This is a genomic window from Streptomyces sp. CC224B (genome assembly GCF_030010595.1).
Classification (GTDB): domain Bacteria; phylum Actinomycetota; class Actinomycetes; order Streptomycetales; family Streptomycetaceae; genus Streptomyces; species Streptomyces longispororuber.
Map to the genome: position 1 here is coordinate 1 of NZ_JASCXL010000150.1, position 22,215 is coordinate 22,215.

General features: G+C 74.9%; 16 protein-coding genes. 5 read left to right on the forward strand and 11 right to left on the reverse strand.

Annotated features, from left to right (window positions below; genetic code table 11):
• Positions 1-564: 564 nt before the first annotated feature.
• Complete coding sequence (proP, locus tag QK440_RS37030) at positions 565-1,986, reverse strand: glycine betaine/L-proline transporter ProP (protein ID WP_282797662.1); 1,422 nt, start codon at positions 1,984-1,986, stop codon at positions 565-567.
• Positions 1,987-2,389: 403 nt separating this feature from the next.
• On the opposite strand from proP, the gene QK440_RS37035 reads away from it, so the two are divergent.
• Positions 2,390-4,735: a phosphatase PAP2 family protein gene (locus QK440_RS37035; protein WP_282797672.1), complete on the forward strand. Its 2,346-nt coding sequence runs from the start codon at positions 2,390-2,392 to the stop codon at positions 4,733-4,735.
• On the opposite strand, the gene QK440_RS37040 is transcribed toward QK440_RS37035, so the two are convergent.
• Both QK440_RS37040 and QK440_RS37045 read right to left on the reverse strand, forming a co-directional pair.
• Positions 4,692-6,251 carry a hypothetical protein gene (locus QK440_RS37040; RefSeq protein ID WP_282797673.1) on the reverse strand — a complete coding sequence of 520 codons (1,560 nt, stop codon included), beginning with the start codon at positions 6,249-6,251 and terminating at the stop codon, positions 4,692-4,694. The genes QK440_RS37035 and QK440_RS37040 overlap by 44 nt on opposite strands.
• Positions 6,252-6,555: 304 nt before the next feature.
• Positions 6,556-7,800 carry a cytochrome P450 gene (locus QK440_RS37045; protein WP_282797663.1) on the reverse strand — a complete coding sequence of 415 codons (1,245 nt, stop codon included), beginning with the start codon at positions 7,798-7,800 and terminating at the stop codon, positions 6,556-6,558.
• Positions 7,801-8,102: 302 nt separating this feature from the next.
• Between QK440_RS37045 and QK440_RS37050 the strand changes: the two genes are divergently transcribed.
• Positions 8,103-9,272, forward strand: a complete 1,170-nt coding sequence (locus QK440_RS37050; protein ID WP_282797664.1) for a steroid 3-ketoacyl-CoA thiolase — start codon at positions 8,103-8,105, stop codon at positions 9,270-9,272.
• A gap of 489 nt (positions 9,273-9,761) precedes the next feature.
• Here the strand turns inward: QK440_RS37050 and QK440_RS37055 are convergent, their stop codons facing one another.
• The 7 genes from QK440_RS37055 to QK440_RS37085 all read right to left on the reverse strand — a co-directional run bounded on the left by QK440_RS37055 (position 9,762) and on the right by QK440_RS37085 (position 17,846).
• Complete coding sequence (locus QK440_RS37055) at positions 9,762-10,172, reverse strand: transglycosylase SLT domain-containing protein (protein WP_282797665.1); 411 nt, start codon at positions 10,170-10,172, stop codon at positions 9,762-9,764.
• 382 nt (positions 10,173-10,554) lie between these two features.
• On the reverse strand, positions 10,555-11,352 hold the full coding sequence (locus tag QK440_RS37060; RefSeq protein WP_282797674.1) for an ECF transporter S component: 798 nt from the start codon (positions 11,350-11,352) through the stop codon (positions 10,555-10,557).
• Between the two features lie 136 nt (positions 11,353-11,488).
• Entirely contained in the window at positions 11,489-13,180 is a 1,692-nt protein-coding gene (locus QK440_RS37065) for an ABC transporter ATP-binding protein (RefSeq protein WP_282797675.1), read from the reverse strand.
• 2 nt (positions 13,181-13,182) lie between these two features.
• Positions 13,183-14,352: a CbiQ family ECF transporter T component gene (locus QK440_RS37070; RefSeq protein ID WP_282797666.1), complete on the reverse strand. Its 1,170-nt coding sequence runs from the start codon at positions 14,350-14,352 to the stop codon at positions 13,183-13,185.
• A 13-nt stretch (positions 14,353-14,365) separates the two neighbouring features.
• Positions 14,366-15,004 (reverse strand): SCO2322 family protein, encoded by a 639-nt coding sequence (locus tag QK440_RS37075; RefSeq protein ID WP_282797676.1) that lies wholly within the window; start codon positions 15,002-15,004, stop codon positions 14,366-14,368.
• An 89-nt stretch (positions 15,005-15,093) separates the two neighbouring features.
• The gene (locus QK440_RS37080; protein WP_282797667.1) at positions 15,094-16,320 is read right to left on the reverse strand and encodes a prenyltransferase/squalene oxidase repeat-containing protein; all 1,227 of its coding nucleotides are present in this window, start codon (positions 16,318-16,320) and stop codon (positions 15,094-15,096) included.
• A 473-nt stretch (positions 16,321-16,793) separates the two neighbouring features.
• Entirely contained in the window at positions 16,794-17,846 is a 1,053-nt protein-coding gene (locus tag QK440_RS37085; RefSeq protein ID WP_282797668.1) for an MBL fold metallo-hydrolase, read from the reverse strand.
• A gap of 152 nt (positions 17,847-17,998) precedes the next feature.
• On the opposite strand from QK440_RS37085, the gene QK440_RS37090 reads away from it, so the two are divergent.
• A complete protein-coding gene (locus QK440_RS37090; RefSeq protein ID WP_282797669.1) occupies positions 17,999-19,501 on the forward strand; it encodes an aldehyde dehydrogenase in 1,503 nt (500 codons plus the stop codon).
• Entirely contained in the window at positions 19,501-19,740 is a 240-nt protein-coding gene (locus tag QK440_RS37095; RefSeq protein WP_282797670.1) for a ferredoxin, read from the forward strand. Before QK440_RS37090 ends, QK440_RS37095 begins: the two co-directional genes overlap by 1 nt.
• Positions 19,741-19,856: 116 nt before the next feature.
• On the opposite strand, the gene QK440_RS37100 is transcribed toward QK440_RS37095, so the two are convergent.
• Positions 19,857-20,489, reverse strand: coding sequence for a TetR family transcriptional regulator (locus QK440_RS37100; protein WP_190140498.1), 633 nt, complete (start codon positions 20,487-20,489; stop codon positions 19,857-19,859).
• A gap of 320 nt (positions 20,490-20,809) precedes the next feature.
• Between QK440_RS37100 and QK440_RS37105 the strand changes: the two genes are divergently transcribed.
• On the forward strand, positions 20,810-22,215 hold a 1,406-nt coding region (locus QK440_RS37105; RefSeq protein ID WP_282797671.1), incomplete at its 3' end, for a glycosyltransferase family 4 protein.

Here is a 22,215-nt window from a genome sequence, read left to right on the forward strand (position 1 = left end):
GGGCCCGCGGGGGTGTGGTGGCCGGCTATTTTGGTGCCCCGGGGGGCCCCGGGGGGGGGGGGGGGTGGGGGGGCCCGGGGGGGCCTGGGGGGGGGGGGGGGGGGGCCCCTGCCGGGGGCTCCCCAATCCCACCCCTTCCCGAAACCAGGGGCGCCGCCCCTGGACCCCGCAACCGGCGCTCCGCGCCTCGTCCTCAAACGCCGGACGGGCTGAAAACCACCCCCCGCCCCGGAATCCCCGCCGACGGACCGCGAGCCGCCAGGCCGGGGCCGCGCGTGTCCGCGGGGGCCGGGCGTGACACCCGTCGCTAAGCGGCGGGTCCGAAAGTCCCCGCCGACGGGCCGTGAGCCGCTAGCTCGGGGCCGCGCGTGTCCGCGGGGCCGGGCGGGTGGGTGGGCGGGAAGCATCCGTCGCGAAGCGGCGGGTCCGGAAATCCCCGACGACGGACGGTGAGCCGCCAGGCCGGGGCCGCGCGTGCGTGCCGGGCCGGGCGTGCGTGCCGGGCCGGGCCGGGTGGGTGGGCGGGTGGGAAGGGGTAAACCGCCCGAGGCCCAGGGGCCAGGGTCAGTGGGAGGGCGCCGACCCCGGCAGCGGCTGTCCCGCCGACTCCGTCATGCGCCAGACGGCGAAGCCGCCGACCACCGCCGCGGCCATCATGTAGTACGCGGGCATCATCCTGTCCCCGGTCGCGCCGATGAGTGCGGTGACCACCAGCGGCGTCGTACCGCCGAAGACGGACACGGAGACGTTGAAGCCGATGGACAGCGAGCCGTAGCGGACCTCGGTCGGGAACAGGGCCGGGAGCGCCGACGGCATGGACGCGGTGAAGCAGACCAGGAGCAGGCCGAGGGCGGCCATGCCGAGGGCGATGGCCCACAGGGAGCCGGTGCGGATCAGGAGCAGGGCGGGCACGGACAGGAGCAGGAAGCCCGCGCAGCCCGCGGCGATGACCGGGCGGCGGCCGACGCGGTCCGTGAGCGCGCCGGCGAACGGCTGGACGCACATCATCAGCGCCATCACCGCGAGCACGACGAGCAGGCCGTGCGTCTCGTCGTACTTCATCTCGCTGGTCAGGTACGTCGGCATGTACGACAGGAGCATGTAGTCGGTGACGTTGAAGACGAGGACCAGGCCCACGCACAGGAGCAGGGCCCGCCACTGGGACGTCACCAGGTCGCGCAGCCGGACCTTCTCGCGGGTGCGCTCGTCGGCGTGGGCCTTCTCCAGCTGGGCGGCGAACGCCGGGGTCTCCTCCAGCCGCAGCCGCAGGTACAGGCCGATCAGGCCCATCGGGCCCGCGATGAGGAACGGCACGCGCCAGCCCCAGGAGAGCAGGTCGTCCGTGGAGAGCAGCGCGGTCATCAGGGTCACCAGGCCCGCGCCGCCGATGTAGCCGGCGAGCGTGCCGAACTCCAGCCAGCTCCCGAGGAAGCCGCGCCGCTTGTCGGGGGCGTACTCGGCGATGAAGGTGGAGGCGCCCGCGTACTCGCCGCCGGTGGAGAAGCCCTGCACGAGGCGGGCGGCCAGGAGCAGGACGGGCGCCCAGACGCCGATCGTCGCGTACGAGGGGATGAGGCCGATGGCGAAGGTGCCCGCGGCCATCATGATCATGGTGAGGGCGAGGATCTTCTGGCGGCCCACGCGGTCGCCCAGCGGGCCGAAGACCATCCCGCCCAGCGGGCGGATGAGGAACGCGGCGGCGAACGCGCCGAAGGTGGACAGGAGCTGCGCCGTCGGGTTGCCGGACGGGAAGAACACCTTGCCCAGCGTGACCGCGATGTAGCTGTAGACGCCGAAGTCGAACCACTCCATCGCGTTGCCGAGCGCCGCCGCCTTCACGGCGCGCTTCACGAGCGCCGGGTCGGTGACGGTGGCCTCGGCGGTCTCCGGGGTGCGGGGTCCCGCGGGGGACGGCGCCGCCTGTGTGCGGAGTGCGACGGGGTTGGCGTACGGCAAGGGCTCGCTCGCCTGCCTTTCGGTCGACAACAGGACAAGTCGACGACGATAGGTGGAGGCAGCACCTTTACGGATTGTGACCCTCCGTTTCCGCAGGGCGGCAAAAGTGGCTGTACGCAGCTCAAACGGATCAAGATGGTCCAGTGCGGACATGGCGCTCTTGTGATCTATGTCGCGTCCCGGGCCGGGAACCGGGCACTCCGGGAACGGAGACGTGCGGGGAAAGACCGGGTGCGGGCCCCCGCGCCGGGGGCGGGGCGCCGTGCGGGGCCGGGCCCGGGGCGGTACCCCGGTTGGGCACCGGAGTCGAAAAGCCGATAGAAAGCGGTGTGGCTGCCAGGTGAAGAGGGGATCGCGCGCGTCTCAGTCAGGGGCACGCGGGCCCCTGCGGCGAGATCGCGGATCTCCTGGCGCGTTGACCGAGGATGCACGGATGGGGCGGGAGGGCCGACAGGGCGTGGCGAATGTTGAGCAGAGGGGACCGGGGAACGCCTTGGACGCGGGACCGTCCGGTTCGCCCACGGCGCGGATCGCGGCGATCCGTGTCGCCCTGTGGCTGATCGCCGCCGTCCTCGCCGTCCGGCAGGCGGCCGTCGTCCTGCGCACCCCCAAGGGCGAGCGGCTGACCGACCTGGAGACCTGGGTCGGGCCGAACGGTGTCCTGCACGTGAAGGGCTCGCTGTACGACGCGGACAAGTTCACCGGCACGCCGTTCGCCGGGCTCGTCCTCAAGCCGCTGACCAGCGCGGCCGAGCAGGCCCTCGGCTGGGCCTGGACCTTCGGCACGCTGGGCCTGGTCGCCGCGCTCGGCCTGGTCGCCGCCCGCGCCCTGCCGCAGCCCGTGTCCCGGCGCACCTCGCTGCTCGCGGCGCCCGTCGCGATCTGCCTGCTCATGCTCTCCCTGCCGGTGCGCAACGCGCTGCACCTGGGGCAGACCAGCATCATCCCGGTGCTGCTCGTCCTGCTCGGCTGCTTCGCCGTGCGCGGCGAGCGGACCTGCGGCGTCCTCGTCGGCGTGGCCGCCGCGCTCCAGCCGGCGGTGCTGCTCTTCGCACCGCTGCTGTGGTTCACCGGCCGCAGGAAGGCCACCGCGTCCCTCGGCGCCACCTTCGCCGCGCTCACCGCCGTCGCCTGGGCGGCCCTGCCGCACGACTCGTGGACGTACTGGGTGCACCACCTGGCGGGCGCGGGCCTCGGCGCCAACCCCGACGCCAACGCCAACCAGTCGCTGCACGGCGCCCTCCTCCGCCTCGGCCTGGAGGGCCCGGTGGAGATCGCGCTGTTCCTCGCCCTGGGCGCGGCCGTCGCCGTCCTCGGCCTGCGCCGCGCGGTGACGTACGCGCGCGACGGGCAGCTGCTGCTCGCGGTCGCGCTCACCGGCTGCGTGGCCATCGCCGTGTCCCCGACGAGCTGGCAGCACCAGCTCCTGTGGCTGCTGCTCGCGGTGGTCGGCCGGGTCGGCAGACGCGCCTCGGACCGGTACGTGTGGCCCATCGCCATCGTCCTGGTGATGACGCTGCCGTCGAAGATGATGCTGCCGAACATGTCGGTCCTGGAGCCGCTGCGCGACAACGTCGTCCTGCTGGCCGCGCTGGCCTCCGCGCTGTTCGTGCCGTTCCTGTCCCGGACCGCGCCGGAGTACCGCACGCCGATCCCCACCTCGTACGCCGCTCCGGTGCCGGCGCGGTGGTCGTGGGTGCCGCTGTTCCCGGTCTGGCGGCGCGTGCTCACCCGGCCGAACCTGCTGCTCGAACTCCTCCTGATCCGCGTCGGCTACTCCGCCTACCAGCAGACCCGGCTCGCGGCGACCGGCGGCACCATCTCCGGCGGGCGCGAGCGGGCCGAGCACCACGGGGAGCAGATCCACTCCATCGAGCAGTTCCTGCACATCGACGTCGAGCACTGGTTCAACCACCTGACGTCGCGCACGCCGTGGATGGAGTCCTTCTTCAACTTCTACTACACGTCGTTCCACTTCGTGGTGCCGCTGAGCGTGCTCGCCGTGCTCTACCTGCGCCGCCCGGCGCAGTACCGCTGGGCGCGCTCGGCGCTCGGCTTCGCCACGATCCTGGCGCTCGTCGGCTTCTGGGGCTACCCGCTGGCGCCGCCCCGCCTGATGCCCGGCCTCGGCTTCATCGACACCGTCCACGGCCCGCAGGACTTCTCGCAGCCGGACTACGGCACGCTCACGAAGCTCACCAACCAGTACGCGGCGATGCCCTCGCTGCACTTCGGCTGGTCGCTCTGGTGCGGCCTGGTCATAGCGATCCTCGCGCCGAAGTGGTGGATGAAGGTCCTGGGCCTGCTGCACCCGTTCTTCACGGTGTGCGCGATCGTGGGCACCGGCAACCACTGGGTGCTCGACGCGGTGGGCGGCGCGGCCGTGGTGGGCACCGGCTTCGGCCTGACGTACGTGCTCCAGGGGCCGCGGGTGAAGCAGGTGGTCGCGGTCGCCACGGCGGGGGGCGCGCCCCCGGAGGCGGAGGTGCCCCGCACGGCGGAGGCGGCCACCGGCACGGAGAAGGCCGCGGGCACCGAGGCCGGGAAGGCCGAGGCCGGGACTGCGAAGACCGGGCTTGCGAAGGCCGGGGCCGCGAAGACCGGGACTGCGAAGCCCGGAACCGCGAAGGCCGGTACCGCCGAGCCCGGTACCGCCGAGCCCCGGGCCGCCGGCGACGGGGCCGGGGCCCCGGACGGCGCGGCCGGGAAGCCGGGCGGCTCCGGTCCGGGCCCGCTCAGCAGCGGGCAGGACGCGACGGGCGACCGTACCCCGAGCTGATCGTGTACGTGCCGGGCGCGGGCACGGTGAGCCGGGTGAAGTCGCCCTGCTTCGCCAGGCACGCGCCCTCGGCCCGCAGCCACGGCGAGTACACGATCCGCACCGTCACCGGCCCCCGCTCCGGGACCCGTACCACCACCTCCGTACTGGTGGAGCGGACCACGGAGGCGGGGGCCGACGCCATCGGCACGGCGTTCCTCACGCGGAAGACCCGCCAGTGCTCGTCCTTCCACACCGGCTCCAGCCAGGCCGGGCCGCTCGCCACCAGCGCGGCCTCGTCCAGGGCGGGCCCGTCCGGGCGGCCGGACGGCAGGACCACGAAGCCGACCGCCCACTTGTCGAGCCAGGCCCGGTACGTGGCCGCGGAGAACGAGCCGTCGTAGAACAGGCGGCCCCGCTCGATGTCGAGCTGGCGGTTCCAGCCGCGGGCCATGTTCACGTACGGGGCGAGCGCGGTGGCCTCGCGGTGGTTGCGGGCCGGGACCACCTCGACCCGGCCCCGGTCGGCGCCGAGCCGCCGCAGGGCGTCCACCACGCCGTCGGTGTCCGTCGCCCACGCCGGGACGGCCGTCGACACCTCCAGGTCGTCGGCGGTCTTCTGCGCCACCCACGCCGTCGACAGCACGAGGGCCGTGACCAGCGCCATCCGGCGCATCGCGGTCAGCGCCGGGGTCAGCAGTGCGGCCAGGAGCAGCGCGGGCGCCACCAGTTCGGCGAGCCGCTCGACGTTCGTGCCGACCGGGGACGGGATGAGGTACGTCAGGACGGTCCCGGCCGCGTACACGCCCGCGCCCCGGCGGAGCACCCGCCACTCGCGCGGCCCGGCGACGATCAGGGTCAGGCTGAAGAAGACCGGCGGGAACACCCGGTCCGCCCACATCAGGTGCTCGCCCTTGAAGGGGAAGAGCACGGTCGTGGTGGCCACGACCACCACCGGCGGCACCAGCAGGACCAGCGCCCGCCCCCAGTCCCGGACGAGGACGTAGCCCGCCCCGGCCACCAGCAGGAACAGGCCCGCCACGGGGGAGGCCATGGTGGCGAGGGCCGAGCAGAGCGCGGCGACGGTGAGGCGGCGGGTGCCCAGGAGCGCGAGCACCGCGCCGAGGCCGAAGGCGACGCCGAGCGCGAACGTGGTGCGCCCGGAGGCCACGTTGCACCACACGGCGAGCGAGGCGAGCACGGCCGGGGCGAGCGGGCGGCGCACCCCGGCCCGCTCGATGACCACCGCGACCAGCCAGGCGCCGGCGATCCCGGACAGGACGGTGACGGTCTTCACGCCGAGCGCGGCCATGACGTACGGGGAGATGACGCTGTAGTTGGCCGTGTGCATGCCGCCGTACCAGAAGAGGCCGTAGGCGGCCGAGCCGTGGTCGTCGGCGAAGCGCGCCCAGGCCTGCTGCGCGGCGAGGTCGCCGCCGCCGGTGGCGAGGACGGCCGCCCACAGCGCGTACAGGGGCAGGGTGGGGGCCGTGGCGAGGACGGGTACGCGGTGGCGCCGGTAGAAGGAACGGAACACGCGGAAGGGGCCCTTCCGCTCCGTGGGCGAGCTGCCGGCCGGGAGGAGCGAGAGGTCCGCAGAGACCACGGTCACCGTTTCCGTTCGAAGTCTTGAGGTTCTTGACGGGTGTTGTCCTTCCCTCAAGACGCGTGAGGTGCGCAAAACGTTGGCGTGCCGCGTCGATCACATGAACATATGGCGGAATCCCGAGGACGTCCGGGCCACGGGAGGCGGGGGCGGGGCGTAGGGGTGTGCCCTCGCCTCCCGTTGGGCCCGGCCTTCCGCGGGGCCCGGCCTGGGGACGTCCGGCGGCGGACGCGGGTCAGCGGACGGCGACCTGGAGCTCCTTGACGCCGTTGAGCCAGGCCGAGCGCAGCCGCCGCGGCTCCCCGGCCAGGCGCAGGCCGGGCATGGTCGCGGCGACGGCGTCGAAGATGAGGTCGATCTCCAGGACCGCCAGCGACTTGCCGAGGCAGAAGTGCGGGCCGCCGCCGCCGAAGCCGAGGTGGGGGTTCGGGTCGCGGGTGATGTCGAAGGCGCCGGGGTCGTCGAAGACGTCGGGGTCGTGGTTGGCGGAGGAGTAGAAGATCCCGACGCGGTCGCCCCGGCGGATCCGGGCGCAGCCCAGCTCGGTGTCCTCGGTGGCCGTGCGCTGGAAGGCGACCACCGGGGTGGCCCAGCGCACGATCTCCTCGGCGGCCGTGCGCGGCCGCTCCCGGAGGAACAGCTCCCACTGCGCGGGGTGGGTGAGGAAGGCGTGCATGCCGTGCGTGATGGCGTTGCGGGTGGTCTCGTTGCCCGCGACGGCGAGCAGGATCACGAAGAAGCCGAACTCGTCGGAGGAGAGGTTCCCCTCGTCCTCCGCCGCGACGAGCCGGCTGACGATGTCGTCGGCCGGGCACTCCTTGCGGGCGGCGGCGAGGTTCATCGCGTACGAGACGATCTCCATGGCGGCCTCGGCGCCGACCTCCTCGGTGACCGCGTACTCCGGGTCGTCGTACGCCGCCATCTTGTTGGACCAGTCGAAGATCTTGGCGCGGTCCTCCTGGGGGACGCCGATGAGTTCGGCGATGGCCTGGAGCGGGAGCTCGACGGCGACCCTGGTGACGAAGTCGAAGCGGCCGTCGGCCGCGGCGCCCTCCAGGGCGGCCCGGACGACCGCGTCGGCACGCTCGCGCAGCGCCCGCTCCAGGGAGCGCACGGCCCGGGGCGTGAAGCCGCGCTGCACGATCTGGCGGACCCGGGTGTGCTCGGGCGGGTCCATGTTGAGCATGATGAGCTTCTGGGCGTCGATGCTGTCGCGGCTGATGGACTCGTTGAAGCGGATGATCGCCGTGTTGGCGCTGGAGGAGAACAACTCCGGGTGCGTGGAGACGTACTTGACGTCCTCGTGCCGGGTCACCGCCCAGTAGCCCGCGTCGTCGTACCCCGCGACCCCGGGCCGCTGGGCCACCCAGTGCACCGGCTCCACCTGCCTGAGGCGTGCGAACTCCGGGAAGGGCACGCGGTCTTGCAGGACGTCCGGGTCGGTGAAGTCGAACCCGTCGGGCAGCGCGGGACAGGGCATCGGGAACTCCAGGGACGGCTGTGGAGCGGGGGCCCGGAGGGTGCTCCGGAGTGCTGACGGGCCATCAGTAAATACTGACGGTCCATCAATAGTCGGCTCGAAAGGTAGTAACGGGTTCTATAAGTGGCAAGGGTCGTGGGGCCGTTCGTTGCGCGCGGGCCGGGGCCGGGGTGTGTGCACGACCCTTGCGGGGGCGGGGTGGGGCTCAGCAGACTGCTGGACAGAACTAGAACGCGTACCAGTTCCCGCGCGCGGGCGGGGCGCCGGGACGTCCCGTTCCATCCGGAGGAGAGGACGAGCTCATGGCCGCCGAACCTGTCATCGTCGAAGCCGTACGCACCCCGATCGGGAGGCGCGGAGGGGCCCTCGCCAACCTCCACCCGGCCTATCTGCTCGGCGAGACGTACCGCGAACTCCTCGACCGGACCGGCATCCACGCCGACTGCGTCGAGCAGATCGTCGGCGGCACCGTCACGCACGCGGGCGAGCAGTCCATGAACCCGGCGCGCACGGCGTGGCTCGCCATGGGCCTGGCCCCCGAGACGGCGGCGACGACCGTCGACTGCCAGTGCGGGTCGTCGCAGCAGGCGAGCCACATGGTCGCCAACATGGTCGCGGCGGGCGTGATCGACATCGGCATCAGTTGCGGGGTGGAGTCGATGTCCCGGGTGCCGCTGGGCTCGGGCAGCAAGCACGGTCCCGGCAAGCCGTTCCCCGACGAGTGGAACGTCGACCTGCCCAACCAGTTCGAGGCCGCCGAGCGCATCGCGCGCAGGCGCGGGCTCGCCCGGCGCGACGTGGACGCCCTCGGGCTGCTGTCCCAGGAGCGGGCGGCCGCCGCGTGGGCCGAGGAGCGCTTCAAGCGGGAGACCTTCGCCGTGCAGGTGCCCACCACCGAGGAGGAGCAGGCCGCCGGGCAGGGGATGTGGCGGCTCGTCCACCGCGACGAGGGGTTACGCGACACGTCCCTGGAGGCGCTCGCGGGGCTCAAGCCGGTCATGCCGACCGCCGTGCACACCGCGGGGAACTCCTCGCAGATCTCGGACGGGGCGGCGGCCCTGCTGTGGGCGTCCAAGCGGATGGCGCGGGCCCTGAAGCTCAGGCCGCGCGCCCGGGTCGTCGCCCAGGCGCTGGTGGGGGCCGACCCGCACTTCCACCTCGACGGCCCCGTCGACGCCACGCGGGCCGTGCTGGGCAGGGCCGGGATGTCCCTGCGCGACATCGACCTGGTGGAGGTCAACGAGGCCTTCGCCTCCGTGGTGCTGAGCTGGGCGCGGGTCTTCGAGCAGGACCTGGAGAAGGTGAACGTGAACGGGGGCGCGATCGCGCTGGGGCATCCCGTGGGGGCGAGCGGGGTGCGGCTGCTGACCACGGCGCTGCATGAGCTGGAGCGGCGTGACGGGGAGTTCGCCCTGGTGACGATGTGTGCGGGTGGAGCTTTGGCCACCGCCACGATCCTGCAGCGCCTGTAGCCCTGCCGACCGAAGGCCGCCGCCCGTCTGGGGCTCCGCCCCTCTCCCCCTCCATAGGCGCTCCGCGCCTCGTCCTCAAACGCCGGACGGGCTGAAACCTCCCCGACTCGCCGTCGTCGGCTGTCCGTGAGCCGCCTACGGCGCCCAGCGGACGGATTCAGCCCGTCCGGCGTTTGAGGACAAGGCGCGGAGCGGCGGAATCACGGTCAGCTGACGACGGCGCGTACGCAGGATCCAGCCCGTCCGGCGTTTGAGGACGATGCGCGGAGCGGCGATTTACGGGGGGCCGGCGACGGCGGGCAGCCGTGGGATCCAGCCTGTCCGGCGATTGAGGACAAGGCGCGGAGCGGCGATTTGCGGGGAGCTGACGACGGCGCCCAGCGGACGGATTCAGCCCGTCCGGCGTTTGAGGACAAGGCGCGGAGCGCGGGAAAGGCGGCCACCCCGCCGGGGGTGACCGCCTCACTGCTCAAGGCCCAGGGGCCAGGCCTAGTACCAGCCGTTGGCCTGCCAGTGGCTCCAAGCCGCGCACGGGCTGCCGTAGCGCTCGTTCATGTACTTGTGGCCCCACTTGATCTGGGTCTCGGCGTTGGTCTTCCAGTCGGAGCCCGCCGAGGCCATCTTGGAGCCGGGCAGGGCCTGGACCAGGCCGTAGGCGCCGGAGGAGGAGTTCGTGGCGGTGACGTTCCAGCCGCTCTCGTGGGAGACGATCCGGTCGAAGCACTGGAACTGGGCGGAGTCACCGATCACTCGCTGCGCCACGGCCTTGGCCGAGTCGGACGCCGGGGCGGCCTGGGCGGGGGCCGCGGCGAAGACCATGCCGGTGGCGGCGACGGCGAGGGCGCCGCCGGCGAGGGCCTTCTTCGGGCTGGCGATGCGGCGGAGGAGCGTGACGGACACAGAGGACCTTCCGGTGGGGTACAGGGTGGTCGCGGGTGCTTGCCGCTCCCGCCCGGCAAGAGCGGGGGCAATGCACCGGCGCCGAGGCCTTGAGCGTTTTCCCGGTGGGCCCGGGGGGCTCGTGTACGGCCGTTCGGCGCCGTGCGACTCATCCAGAGAAACAGGCCCGGGAAGCCCTGGCAATGCCCCCCTCTTACTAGTGGAACTCGCACCCGGGACGAAGGGCCCCGCTGTGATCTGGCTCTCAATGCCCAGGTCAGAGGCGGTATTGGCATGGGCTCGACAAGGGGTTCGGCTACGGCGCCGGCTAGTAGAGGACCTAAGTCCTGTGGGGCGCCTCACCAGGAGCACCCCCTCGTTCTCACCCCGCGCGTACGAGGCGCTACCCGCGCGGCTCCTCGAATGTGACCGGCGCCTCGAACGCGGCCCGTCGCGTGGCCCGGCGCAGCGCCTTCAGGACGGCCGGGCCGAGCGCGAGGCTCAGCACCACCGTGAGCACGGCGCGCGGCAGGTCCCAGCCCAGCGAGGTGGCCAGGCAGTACGCCGCGAAGCGCGCCAAGTTGTCGCCGACCGCGTCACCCGGCACGTAGGAGACGCCGGTCGCCAGGCCGGAGAGGTAGGGCCAGCCCTGGAGGTTCATCACGGTGCCGTAGAGGACGGAGGCCACCGCCCCGTAGGCCCCGAGCAGCCACAGCTCGCGGCGCCCGCGCAGGGTGTGGGGGCCGGGCAGCAGCCCGGCGCCCAGGCACACCCAGCCCATGGCGAGCATCTGGAACGGCAGCCACGGCCCGACCCCGCCGGTCAGCAGCGCCGAGGCGAACATCGACACCGCGCCGAGCACGAAGCCGAAGCCGGGGCCGAGCACGCGCCCGCTCAGCACCATCAGGAAGAACATCGGCTCGATCCCGGCCGTGCCCGCCCCGAGCGGGCGCAGCGCGGCCCCGGCGGCGGCGAGCACCCCGAGCATGGCGACGGACTTGGCGTCCAGGCCGCCGTCGGAGACGGTCGCCACGACCACCCCGAGCAGCAGCGGGAGCAGCGCGGCGAAGAGCCAGGGGGCGTCCTGCGCGTGCGCGCCCAGGCCTGAGTCCGGCCCGGCGAGCAGGGGCCAGCCGAAGGCGACCACGCCTACGGCGGTGACCAGGGCCAGCGCGGTGGCCGATCGCCTTCCCAGGCGGATGGGGCGTGCTTGGCCTGCCTGGGGGGCAGCGGCCGGTGGCTTTCCGCGGGTCGTGTGCGGCTTGTCGTGCCCACGCGGTGGAGCCGCCCATGTCCGGGCCCCGCGCTCCTTCGGGGCGCTCCCGTTCGGGCCCGCCTCACTCATCAGCCGCCTCCAGTGCCTCCCGTACCTGTGTCACCGTCAGCCAGCTCTCCGGTGCCAGGACCTTGGTGACCTGAGGGGCGAAGGCCGGGGACGACACGACCACCTCGGCGGTCGGGCCGTCGGCCACGATCTCGCCGTCGGCGAGGATCACCACGCGGTGGGCCAGCTCGGCCGCCAGCTCCACGTCGTGCGTGGCGAGGACGGTCGCGTGGCCCTCGGCGGCGAGGCCGCGCAGGATCGCGACCAGGCGGGCCTTGGCCGCGTAGTCCAGGCCGCGGGTCGGCTCGTCGAGCAGCAGCAGGGGCGGGCGCGCGGTGAGGACGACCGCCAGGGCGAGGGCCAGCCGCTGGCCCTCCGACAGGTCCCGGGGGTGCGTGTCGTCCGCGATGCCCGGCAGCAGCTCCGCCACCAGGGCGCGGCAGCGGCCCGCGGGCGCCCCGGCGTCGTGGTCGGCGGCGGCGCACTCGGCCGCGACCGTGTCGGCGTACAGCAGGTCGCGCGGCTCCTGGGGGACGAGGCCGACGCGGCGGATCAGGTCGCGCGGCGCCGTGCGGTGCGGGACGGCGCCGCCGACGCGGACGGTCCCGGCCGTCGGCGGCACCAGGCCGACCAGGGTGGACAGGAGGGTGGACTTGCCCGCGCCGTTGCGGCCCATGAGCGCGACGGTCTCGCCGGGCGCCACGGTGAGGTCGACGTGCCGCAGCGCCTCGACGCGGCCCCGGCGCACCGCGAGCCCCTCGACCCGGGCACCGGCCGCGGGCTGCGCGTGGACCGGGGTCCCCTTCTTCCGCAGCGGCCACCACCGCCCGGCCGGGGCCGGCTCCGGCGCCGTGGCGGCGGGCGCCCCCGCGCGCTCGGGCGGGGTGACCCCGGCCAGGCGCTCGCGCAGCCCGGCCGACGCGCGGCGCGCGTCGCGGACCGTCAGCGGCAGCGGCGCGAGCCCCGCCAGTCTGCCCAGCGCCACGACCGGCGGGTACACCGGCGAGACGGCCATCAGCGCGGCCGGGTCGCCCAGGACCGGGGCCTCGCCGGGGGAGGGGAGCAGCAGCACCTGGTCGGCGTACTGGACGACGCGCTCCAGGCGGTGCTCGGCCATCAAAACCGTGGTGCCCAGGTCGTGGACCAGGCGCTGGAGGACCGCGAGGACCTCCTCCGCCGCGGCCGGGTCGAGGGCGGAGGTCGGCTCGTCCAGGACCAGGACCCGCGGGTGCGGGGTGAGGACGGAGCCGATGGCCACGCGCTGCCGCTGGCCGCCGGAGAGCGTGCCGAGGGGGCGGTCGCGCAGGTCGGCCAGGCCCAGGAGGTCGAGGGTCTCCTCGACGCGGCGGCGCATCACGTCCGGCGCGAGGCCGAGCGACTCCATGCCGTACGCCAGCTCGTCCTCGACGGTGTCCGTCACGAAGTGGGCGAGCGGGTCCTGGCCGACGGTGCCGACGACGTCGGCGAGCTCGCGCGGCTTGTGGGTACGGGTGTCGCGGCCCGCCACGGTCACCCGCCCGCGCAGGGTGCCGCCCGTGAAGTGCGGCACGAGGCCGCTGACCGTGCCGAGCAGGGTCGACTTGCCGACGCCGGACGGGCCGACGACGAGGACCAGCTCGCCCTCGGGCACGGACAGGTCCACGCCCTGGACGGTCGGCTCCGGCGCGCCCTCGTAGCGTACGGAGACGTCCTCGAACCGGATCATGGTCATGAGGTGGGCTCCTTGGCGGCGGCTCGGGACGGACGGGGGGCGGGGGCCTGCTCGGGCGGCGGGACGGGCGCCACGAACGCGGGCAGCAGGCCGAGCAGGATCGCCGCCGCGGGCCACAGCGGCAGCTCCGGCGCGACCAGCGGTACGACGCCGGGGTGCAGAGGAGCGGCCTCGGCGGCGGTCATCAGGGCCGCGACGGCGGCGCCGGACCCGGCGACGAGCCAGGCGCGGGCGCCCCAGGCGTCGGGCCGGTAGCGGGTGCGCACCGCCCGCCGCCCGCCGAGCCACAGCCCCCCGAGCGCGGCGGCGAGCCCGGCGCCGAGCACCGGCAGGCCGTACGTCCCGCCGTCCGCGGTGAGCAGCCCGTACGCGCCCGCGCAGACGCCCATGAGCCCGCCGAGGGTGAGGGCGGCGGTGGTCCTGCGCACCCGGGCGGGTACGGCGGCGGTGCGCCCGAAGCCGCGCGCGTCCATCGCGGCGGCCAGGGCCACGGACCGTTCGAGGGCGCCCTCCAGGACCGGGAGGCCGACCTGGAGCAGCCCGCGCACCCCGCGGTCCGCCCGCCCGCGCAGCCGGCGCGCGGCCCGCAGCCGCTGCACGTCGGCGACCAGGTTCGGGGCGAACGTCATCGCGACGACGACGGCGACCCCCGCCTCGTACAGCGCGCCGGGCAGCGCCTTCAGCAGCCGGGCCGGGCTGGCCAGGGCGTTCGCGGCGCCGACGCAGATCAGCAGGCCCGCGAGGCGCACCCCGTCGTACAGCGCGAACACCACGCCCTCCGCGGTGACCCGGCCGCCGATCCGCACCCCCTGCGCCCAGTCCGGCAGCGGCACCTCCGGCAGCGTGACCAGGAGGTGGGTGCCCGGGATCGGCGAGCCGAGGAACACGGCGAAGACCAGGCGGATGCCGATGACGACGAGGGCGATCTTCACGAACGCGCCGTACGCGCGCGCCCAGGGCGCGGAGGTGCGCCGCGCCGCGACCACGTACCCGGCGACCGCGACGAGCAGCCCGATGAGCAGCGGATTGGTGGTACGCGACGCGGCGGTGGCCAGCCCCAGCGCCCACAGCCACCAGGCACCCGGATGCAGGGCGTTGGACCGGTGCGCCTCGGGCGCGGCGAACCGGCGGCGTGGGGAGCCGGGGGTGCCGGGCGTGCTTGTCATCGGGGTGTCCGGTTCAGCCGCGGCGGCGGCGGGCCTGCCAGACGGCGGCGGCGCCGAGCACGGCCACGGCGGCGGCACCGGCGATCAGGCCGAGCGACGGGCCGCCGTCGCCCCCGCCGTCCGCCTCGCCCCGGTCACTCGCCGTTCCCGGCCGCTCCCGCTGTCCCGACACCGGCTCGCCGCAGCCGGTCCTCGGGTAGCCGGAGATGGCGCACAGGAGCGCGCTGCTGTCGTAGCGCAGCGGCTTGGCGACGGCGGCGAGCGCGTCCGCGGCGGAGCCGTCCTCGGCGACGCGGGCGCACGCGGTGCGCGGCTTGGGCGGCCGCTGCCCGCCCGGCGCGTCGGCGGGCACGCCGAAGTCGAGGACGACCGCGACCCGCTTGCGCCCGTCGTCGGCCCGGGTGTCCGCGCAGATGGCGTCGAAGTCGGCCTGCCCGCGCGGCTTCTTCGCGGACCCGGCGTCGGCGGACACGGCGAAGCGGAAGCCCACCACGTCCCGGTCGTCCGGCCGGGCGATGGAAGGACCCTGCGTGGCGTACACCCAGCCGTCGGAGCCGCGCTGCCAGAACGACCAGTAGCGGTACTCCGCCGCGCCGGCAGGCGTGGCGGAGAACAAGGAGATCGAGGAGATCAGCGCGAGGAGCGCGCCCAGGGCGGAGCCCAGGGCGGTGCGCGGGCGGGCCGGGCCGCCGGTCGCGCGGCGGGCCGGGCCCCGCCCGGCGGGTGCGGGGGCCGAGGCTGTCACAGCCCGGTCTTCTTGCGGCCGCTGAGCAGGAACCCGATGCCCGCGCCCGCGACCAGGCCCACGCCGACGATCCACCAGACGCTGACGCCGCCGTCGTCGGAGTCGGAGTCCGCCTTCGGCTTCTTCGTCCGCTCGTCGGACGCCTGCTGCTGCGGGGCCGGGCCGGTGGCGTTGAGCTGCTTGACCAGGTCGGCGCCGCCGAAGTCACGCGGGTCGAGGCCCGTGGCGTGGGCGGCGAGGACGAGCTGGGCGTAGGCGGCGGGGCCGCCGCGCTTCGCCCACGCGGCGGAGTGGCCCGCGAGCCACTCGGCGGACTTCTTCGCCTGCGCGCCCTGGCCGGCCGCGGCGAGCGCGACCACCGCGTCGGCGGTGTTGCCGACGTCCGGCTTGTCGGTGGAGCCCGGCAGCGAGGACTTCAGGTACCCGGACGCGCCGAGGGCGTCCAGGAGGTAGCCGGTGCCGTTGGCGGCGGCCTGCTTCGCCGAGTCGGCGGGCGCGCACCGCGGCGCCTTGGCGTCCTTCCCGGCCGGGGCCACGACCAGGCCCTTGCCGAGGGCGCCGAGGACACCGGCGGCGGTGGCGTCGGCGTTCGGGGCGGTCCGGCCCGACCGGGCGTCGGCGAGGCCGAAGGCGCCGCCGCCGGTGCCGCAGTCCATCGCGAGCTTCGTCAGCGCGTCGTACGGCGACCTGCCCTGCTGCGACGTCTGGCCCGCGGGCTTCTGCCCGGCCGCGGCGAGGGCGCCGATCACGATGCCGGTGGAGTTGGCGTCGCTCGGCAGGCCGGGGGTGTAGCCCCAGCCGCCGTCCTGGTTCTGCACGGACTTCAGCCAGGCCACGCCCTTGTCGACGGCCTTCTTCTGCCCGCCGAGCGCGGCGAGGGCCTGCACGGCCGCGGCCGTGGAGTTGCTGTCGACCTGGGTCTTGGAGTCGCAGGGCTCGCCCGCGTCGGCGCGGTACGCGGGGAAGCCGCCGCTCGCGCACTGCTGGCCGGTCAGCCAGTCCACGGCCTTCTCCGCGGGGCGCACCCCGGCGACGTCCTGGGCGAGGAGCGCGTACGACTGCCGGAACACGCCGTCGAACTTCGGGTCGGCCGTGCCGTACAGACCCGACGGCAGCGCCGCGGAGGGCGAGGGCGAGGCCTCGTCGGCGAGGGCGGCCGGGGCCGCGGCCGTGCCGAGGGCGACGGCGGCGGCCAGGGCTGCTGCGCTGCGGCGAACGTTCATGATGCGGCGGGTGCCTCTCCCTGCGGGGAGCCGGGCGGCACGGCACGGCTGGGGTACCGGGCGGCTCCGGCTCCGTGTGCCTCGACGGTGCCGGCCATCGGTACGGTCCCGATGACGCGAGCCGGTCACGCGCGGCACGAGGTGCTCCGGCTCGCCGGGCCCGGACGGGGCCGGGGCCCGGAGACGTCCGGGCGGCCGGTGCGGCTTCGCACTGGCGTTCCCTCGTGCGTACGTGATGACGACCCGCTTACTCTACCGGCCCGTAGGCCGCACCTCCCGGCCAGGCGGGGACGGCCTCCCCCTCCGGTCACGGGCCGGCCGGGAACGCGCGGCCCGCCTGCCACCGGCGCCCGCGGCCCGCCCGCCACCGGGGACGCGCGGCCCGTCCGGCCGTGGCACCCGGGCCCCGGGCCCCGGGCCCTCCCGCCGCGCGCCCCCGCCGGGCCCCGGGTCGCACCGGCCCCGCGTACGCCTCACACCGCGACGTACGCCACCGGCTCGCTCCCCGGCACCGCCTCCGCCCGCCCCAGCTTCACCAGCCTGCGCAGGTGCGCCTCCGCCTCGGAGACGGCGATGGTGCGGGAGCCCGCGGGGATGTCGGCCCAGGGGCGGTTCCACTCCATGCGCTCGGCGAGCTGCCAGGGCGTGCGGGGCTCGGCGAGGAGCGCGCGCAGGCCCGCGAGCCGGGCCTCGTGGTGCGCGAGCAGCTCCCGCACCCGGGCGGGCGCGTGGGCGAAGCCGTGCTGGTGGGCGGGGAGCACCTCGGCGGCGCCCAGGCGCCCGACCCGCTCCAGGGAGTCCAGGTAGTCCCCGAGGGGGTCGGTGACCGTGGTGTTGTCGGGATCCTCGTACAGGCCGATGTGCGGGGTGATGCCCGGCAGCAGGTGGTCGCCGCTGAACAGGCGGCCCCGGCCCGGCAGCCGCGCCGGGTGCGCCTCCTCCAGGTGCAGGCACACGTGGCCGGGCGTGTGCCCCGGCGTCCAGACCGCGCGCAGCCGGCGGCCGGGCAGGTCGAGCAGCTCGCCGGGCGGGAGCGGCCGGTCGGGCAGGGCCGGGGGGTGGGCGGCGAGCCGGGGGGTGCGGCCCGCGTCCCGGGCGGCGAGCAGCGGTGCCACGTGCGCCGCGGGCGCGCCCGCGGCGGTGAGCTTGTCCGCCATGTACCCGTACCACCGCTCCATCGGGTACTCCCGGGTGCGCCGCACCACGTGCGCGTCGGCCTCGTGCATGGCGAGCCACGCCCCGGACGCGGCCCGCACCCGCGCCGAGAGGCCGTGGTGGTCCGGGTGGTGGTGGGTGAGCAGCACGCCGTACACGTCGCCGACGTCCGCGCCGCACGCGGCGAGCCCGGCGACCAGGACGTCCCACGAGTCCGGGTCGTCCCAGCCGGTGTCGACCAGGACCGGGCCGCGGTCGGTGTCGAGCAGGTGCACCAGGGTGTGGCCGAGGGGGTTGTCGGGGATCGGCACGGCGACGCTCCACACCCCGCCGCCGTGGTCGGTCACGCCCGCGCCCGGTACCTGGGTCATCGCAGCCCCCGTCTCCGCGCCCGCCGCCCGCGGCCGCACGGCCGTTGCCCACTATAACTAGAACTGATATCAGTTCTGAGACAGCGTCAGAAACCTCAGGGAGCAGCCCCGCACGATTCGCGTACGACGACGCACGCAGGAGGCGGTCGGTCATGACGGAGCTCGTGGAACACAACAAGCTGTTCATCGGCGGGGAGTTGACCGATCCGCTCGGTCAGGACGTCATCGAGGTCGTCTCGCCGCACACCGGCGAGGTGTTCGCGCGGGTGCCGCACGCGTCGCGCGCCGACGTCGACCGGGCCGTGGCCCGCGCGCGCGAGGCCTTCGACGCGGGACCCTGGCCGCGGATGGGCCTGGACGAGCGGATCGACGTGGTCACGCGGATCAAGGACGGCTTCGCCGCGCGCCACGAGGAGATCGCCCGGATCATCAGCTCCGAGAACGGCACCCCGATCACCGCGTCCGTGATGATGCAGGCCCTGGCCGCGATGATGGTGTGGGACGCGGCGATCGGCACGGCGCGGGACTTCACCTACGAGGAGCCGCGCGCCGGCGTGCTCGGGCCGATCCTGGTGCGGCGCGAACCGGTGGGCGTCGTCGCCGCCGTCGTGCCGTGGAACGTGCCGCAGTTCACCGCCGCCGCCAAGCTCGCCCCGGCGCTGCTCGCGGGCTGTCCGGTGATCCTCAAGACCTCGCCGGAGACGCCGCTCGACGCGTACGTGCTCGCCGAACTCGCCGTCGAGGCGGGGCTGCCCGAGGGCGTGCTCTCCGTCGTCAGCGCCGATCGGGAGGTGAGCGAGTACCTGGTCGGGCACCCGGGCGTCGACAAGGTGTCGTTCACCGGGTCGGTGGCCGCGGGCAAGCGGGTCATGGAGGTCTGCGCCCGCCACCTCACGCGCGTCACCCTGGAGCTGGGCGGCAAGTCCGCCGCCGTGGTGCTGCCCGACGCCGACGCGGCGAGCGCGGTCGCGGGCATCGCGCCGTTCGCCTGGATGCTCAACGGCCAGGCCTGCGTGGCGCAGACCCGCGTTCTCGTGCCCCGCTCCCGCGCCGGTGAGTTCGCCGACGCCTTCGCCGCCGCCGCGTCCGCGCTGAAGGTCGGCGACCCGCTGGACCCGGCGACCGAGCTGGGGCCGCTGGTCGCCGAGCGGCAGCGGCGGCGCGCGCTCGACTACGTCCGCATCGGCCAGGAGGAGGGCGCCAAGGTCCTCGCGGGCGGCGGCCGCCCGGCCGGGTTCGACCGTGGCTGGTACGTCGAGCCGACGCTCCTCGGCGGCGTCGACAACTCCATGCGCGTCGCCCGCGAGGAGATCTTCGGCCCCGTCGTCTGCCTCATCGAGTACGGCGACGAGGACGAGGCCGTGCGCATCGCGGACGACTCCGACTACGGCCTCAGCGGCAGCGTCTGGACCGCCGACGTCGAGCGCGGCCTGGACGTGGCGCGCCGGGTGCGCACCGGCACGTACTCCGTGAACACCTTCGGCATCGACATGCGCGGCCCGTTCGGCGGCTACAAGGACTCCGGGCTCGGGCGGGAGTTCGGGCCCGAGGGGTACGGCGAGTACTTCGAGCACAAGATGATCCACCTGCCCGCCGGGTACGGGGCCGAGCCCGCGGCCGGGTCCCCGTCCGGCCCGGGGGAGGCCGGGGTCTGATGGGCGACCGCTGGCACGTCGAGGTCGACCGGTCCGTGTGCATCGGCTCCGGGATGTGCGTGGGCGCCGCGCCGGACGGCTTCGTCCTGGACTCCGCGCGCCAGTCGCATCCCAGGGAGCCGGAGACCGACGCCGCCGAGGCCGTCCTGGAGGCCGCCGAGAGCTGCCCGGTGGAGGCGATCACGATCACCCTGGCGGACAGCGGGGAGGTGGTGTTCCCGCCGGAGGACGAGGACTAGGGCGACCAGGGCCTGTCCGGCGGGCCGCCGTACGGGTTCCCCGGCGCGGAGGCGGGCGCCGCGGCGCGGGCTCCGGCGTACGGGGTCCCCGGCGCGCCCCCGGCGTACGGGCGCGGCTACTCCGCCTCCGCCGCCGTCAGGTCGATCAGGCGGCACACCATCTCGATGTCGATCTTCACCTGGGCGATGGAGGCCCGGCCGGAGAGCCAGGTGATCAGGGCGGAGTGCCAGGTGTGCTCGACGACCCGCACCGCGGAGAGCTGCGCCGGCGTCGGCCGGCCGTCGTCCAGGCCCATCGCGTCCAGGACGATGGCCGTGGTGAGCCGCGAGACCGTGTCCACCTCGGGGCTCACGGACCGGTCGGCGAAGGTCAGGGCGCGCACCATCGCGTCGGCGAGGTGCGGCTCGCGCTGGAGCGCGCGAAAGGCCCGCATCAGCGTCTCGGCCACCCGCTCGGCGGGCGTCGCACCGGCGGGCGGGTGCTTGCGCAGCGTGGCGTGCAGGTGCTGGAGCTGGTCCTGCATGGTCGCCACCAGCAGGTGCACCTTGGAGGGGAAGTAGCGGTACAGCGTGCCGAGCGCGACCCCGGCGGCCTCGGCGACCTCCCGCATCTGGACCGCGTCGAAGCCGCCGCGGCTGGCGAGCTGGGCGCTGGCGTGCAGGATGCGGCGGCGGCGCGCCTCCTGGCGCTCGGTGAGGGGCGGCGACGCCACCGCCCGCGCCCCTGCCGTCTTCGCGTGAGCTGTCATCGTCCCGTCGTCCCGTCAGTCCCGTTGCCCCGCCGTCGTTCCGCCGGTCCCGCCGGCCGCTGCCTGCTCCCGGCGGCCCGGGGCCGTCCCGGGGGCCCGCCCGGGGCCCGTGAAGGGCCGCAGCCGACCGCACAGCATGGCAGGGCGGTCGCCGTGGCGCGAATCACCTGGTCCGGTCCTTCCGGTGTGGCTACCTGCCGGTAGATTCGAGCTCGTCCGGCGATCAAGGGCGGTCATGCGGGGAACAAACTCTGAAACTTGTTCTACATTACCGTCCCGACGTAGTCTCGCCGGGAGCTGAGGGAAGAAGGGGGCCTACAGTGACGGCTGAGGCCAGTAAGGCGGGCCCCCCGCCGGGGTCGGCCCACGACGGCGACCGCGCGCTGCGCATCGCGCTCCTGACGTACAAAGGGAACCCGTTCTGCGGCGGACAGGGTGTGTACGTCCGCCACCTCTCGCGCGAACTGGCCCGCCTCGGCCACCGGGTCGAGGTCATCGGCGCCCAGCCCTACCCCGTGCTCGACGAGGGCGAGGGGCTCGACGGCCTCAGCCTGACCGAGCTGCCGAGCCTGGACCTCTACCGCCAGCCGGACCCCTTCCGCACGCCGAGGCGCGACGAGTACCGCGACTGGATCGACGCCCTCGAAGTGGCCACGATGTGGACCGGCGGCTTCCCCGAGCCGGTCACCTTCAGCCTGCGGGCCCGGCGCCACCTGCGCGCCCGGCGCGGCGCGTTCGACGTCATCCACGACAACCAGACGCTCGGCTACGGCCTCCTCGGCGACCTCGGCGCCCCGCTGGTGACGACCATCCACCACCCCATCACCGTCGACCGCCGCCTTGAGCTGGACGCGGCCGCCGACTGGAAGCGCCGCGCGTCCGTGCGCCGGTGGTACGCCTTCACGCGCATGCAGAAGCGCGTCGCGCGCCGCCTGCCGTCCGTCGTCACGGTCTCGGGCACCTCGCGCCAGGAGATCGTCGACCACCTCGGCGTCCGGCCGGAGCGGATCGACGTCGTCCACATCGGCGCCGACACCGACCTCTTCTCGCCCGACCCGGCCGTGCCGGAGGTGCCGGGCCGGATCGTGACGACGTCCAGCGCCGACGTCCCGCTCAAGGGCCTGATCCACCTCGTCGAGGCGCTCGCGAAGGTCAGGACCGAGCACCCGGCCGCGCACCTCGTCGTCGTCGGCAAGCGCGCCGAGGACGGTCCGGTCGCCGCGGCCATCGAACGCTACGGCCTCGACGGCGCGGTGGAGTTCGTCAAGGGCATCACCGACGAGGAACTCGTCGACCTGGTGCGCTCGGCCCAGGTGGCCTGCGTGCCCTCGCTGTACGAGGGCTTCTCGCTGCCGGCGGCCGAGGCGATGGCCACGGGGACGCCGCTGCTCGCCACGACCGGCGGGGCCATCCCGGAGGTCGCCGGGGCCGACGGGGAGACGTGCCTCGCGGTGCCGCCCGGCGACTCGGGGGCCCTGGCCGCCGGGCTCGGGCGCCTGCTCGGGGACGCCGGCCTCCGCGCCCGCCTCGGCAGGGCCGGACGCGCGCGGGTCCTCGCCCGGTTCACCTGGGCGCGGGCCGCGCAGGGCACCGTGGAGCGCTACCGGGAAGCCATGGCCCGCGCCGCGGCCCGGGACCCGCACCGCCCCGCGGCCTTCCGCGCCACCGCGCCGGGCCCCGCCCGGGCCACGGCCACCGAGGCGTCCGCCCCGGGCCGCGCCGCGCC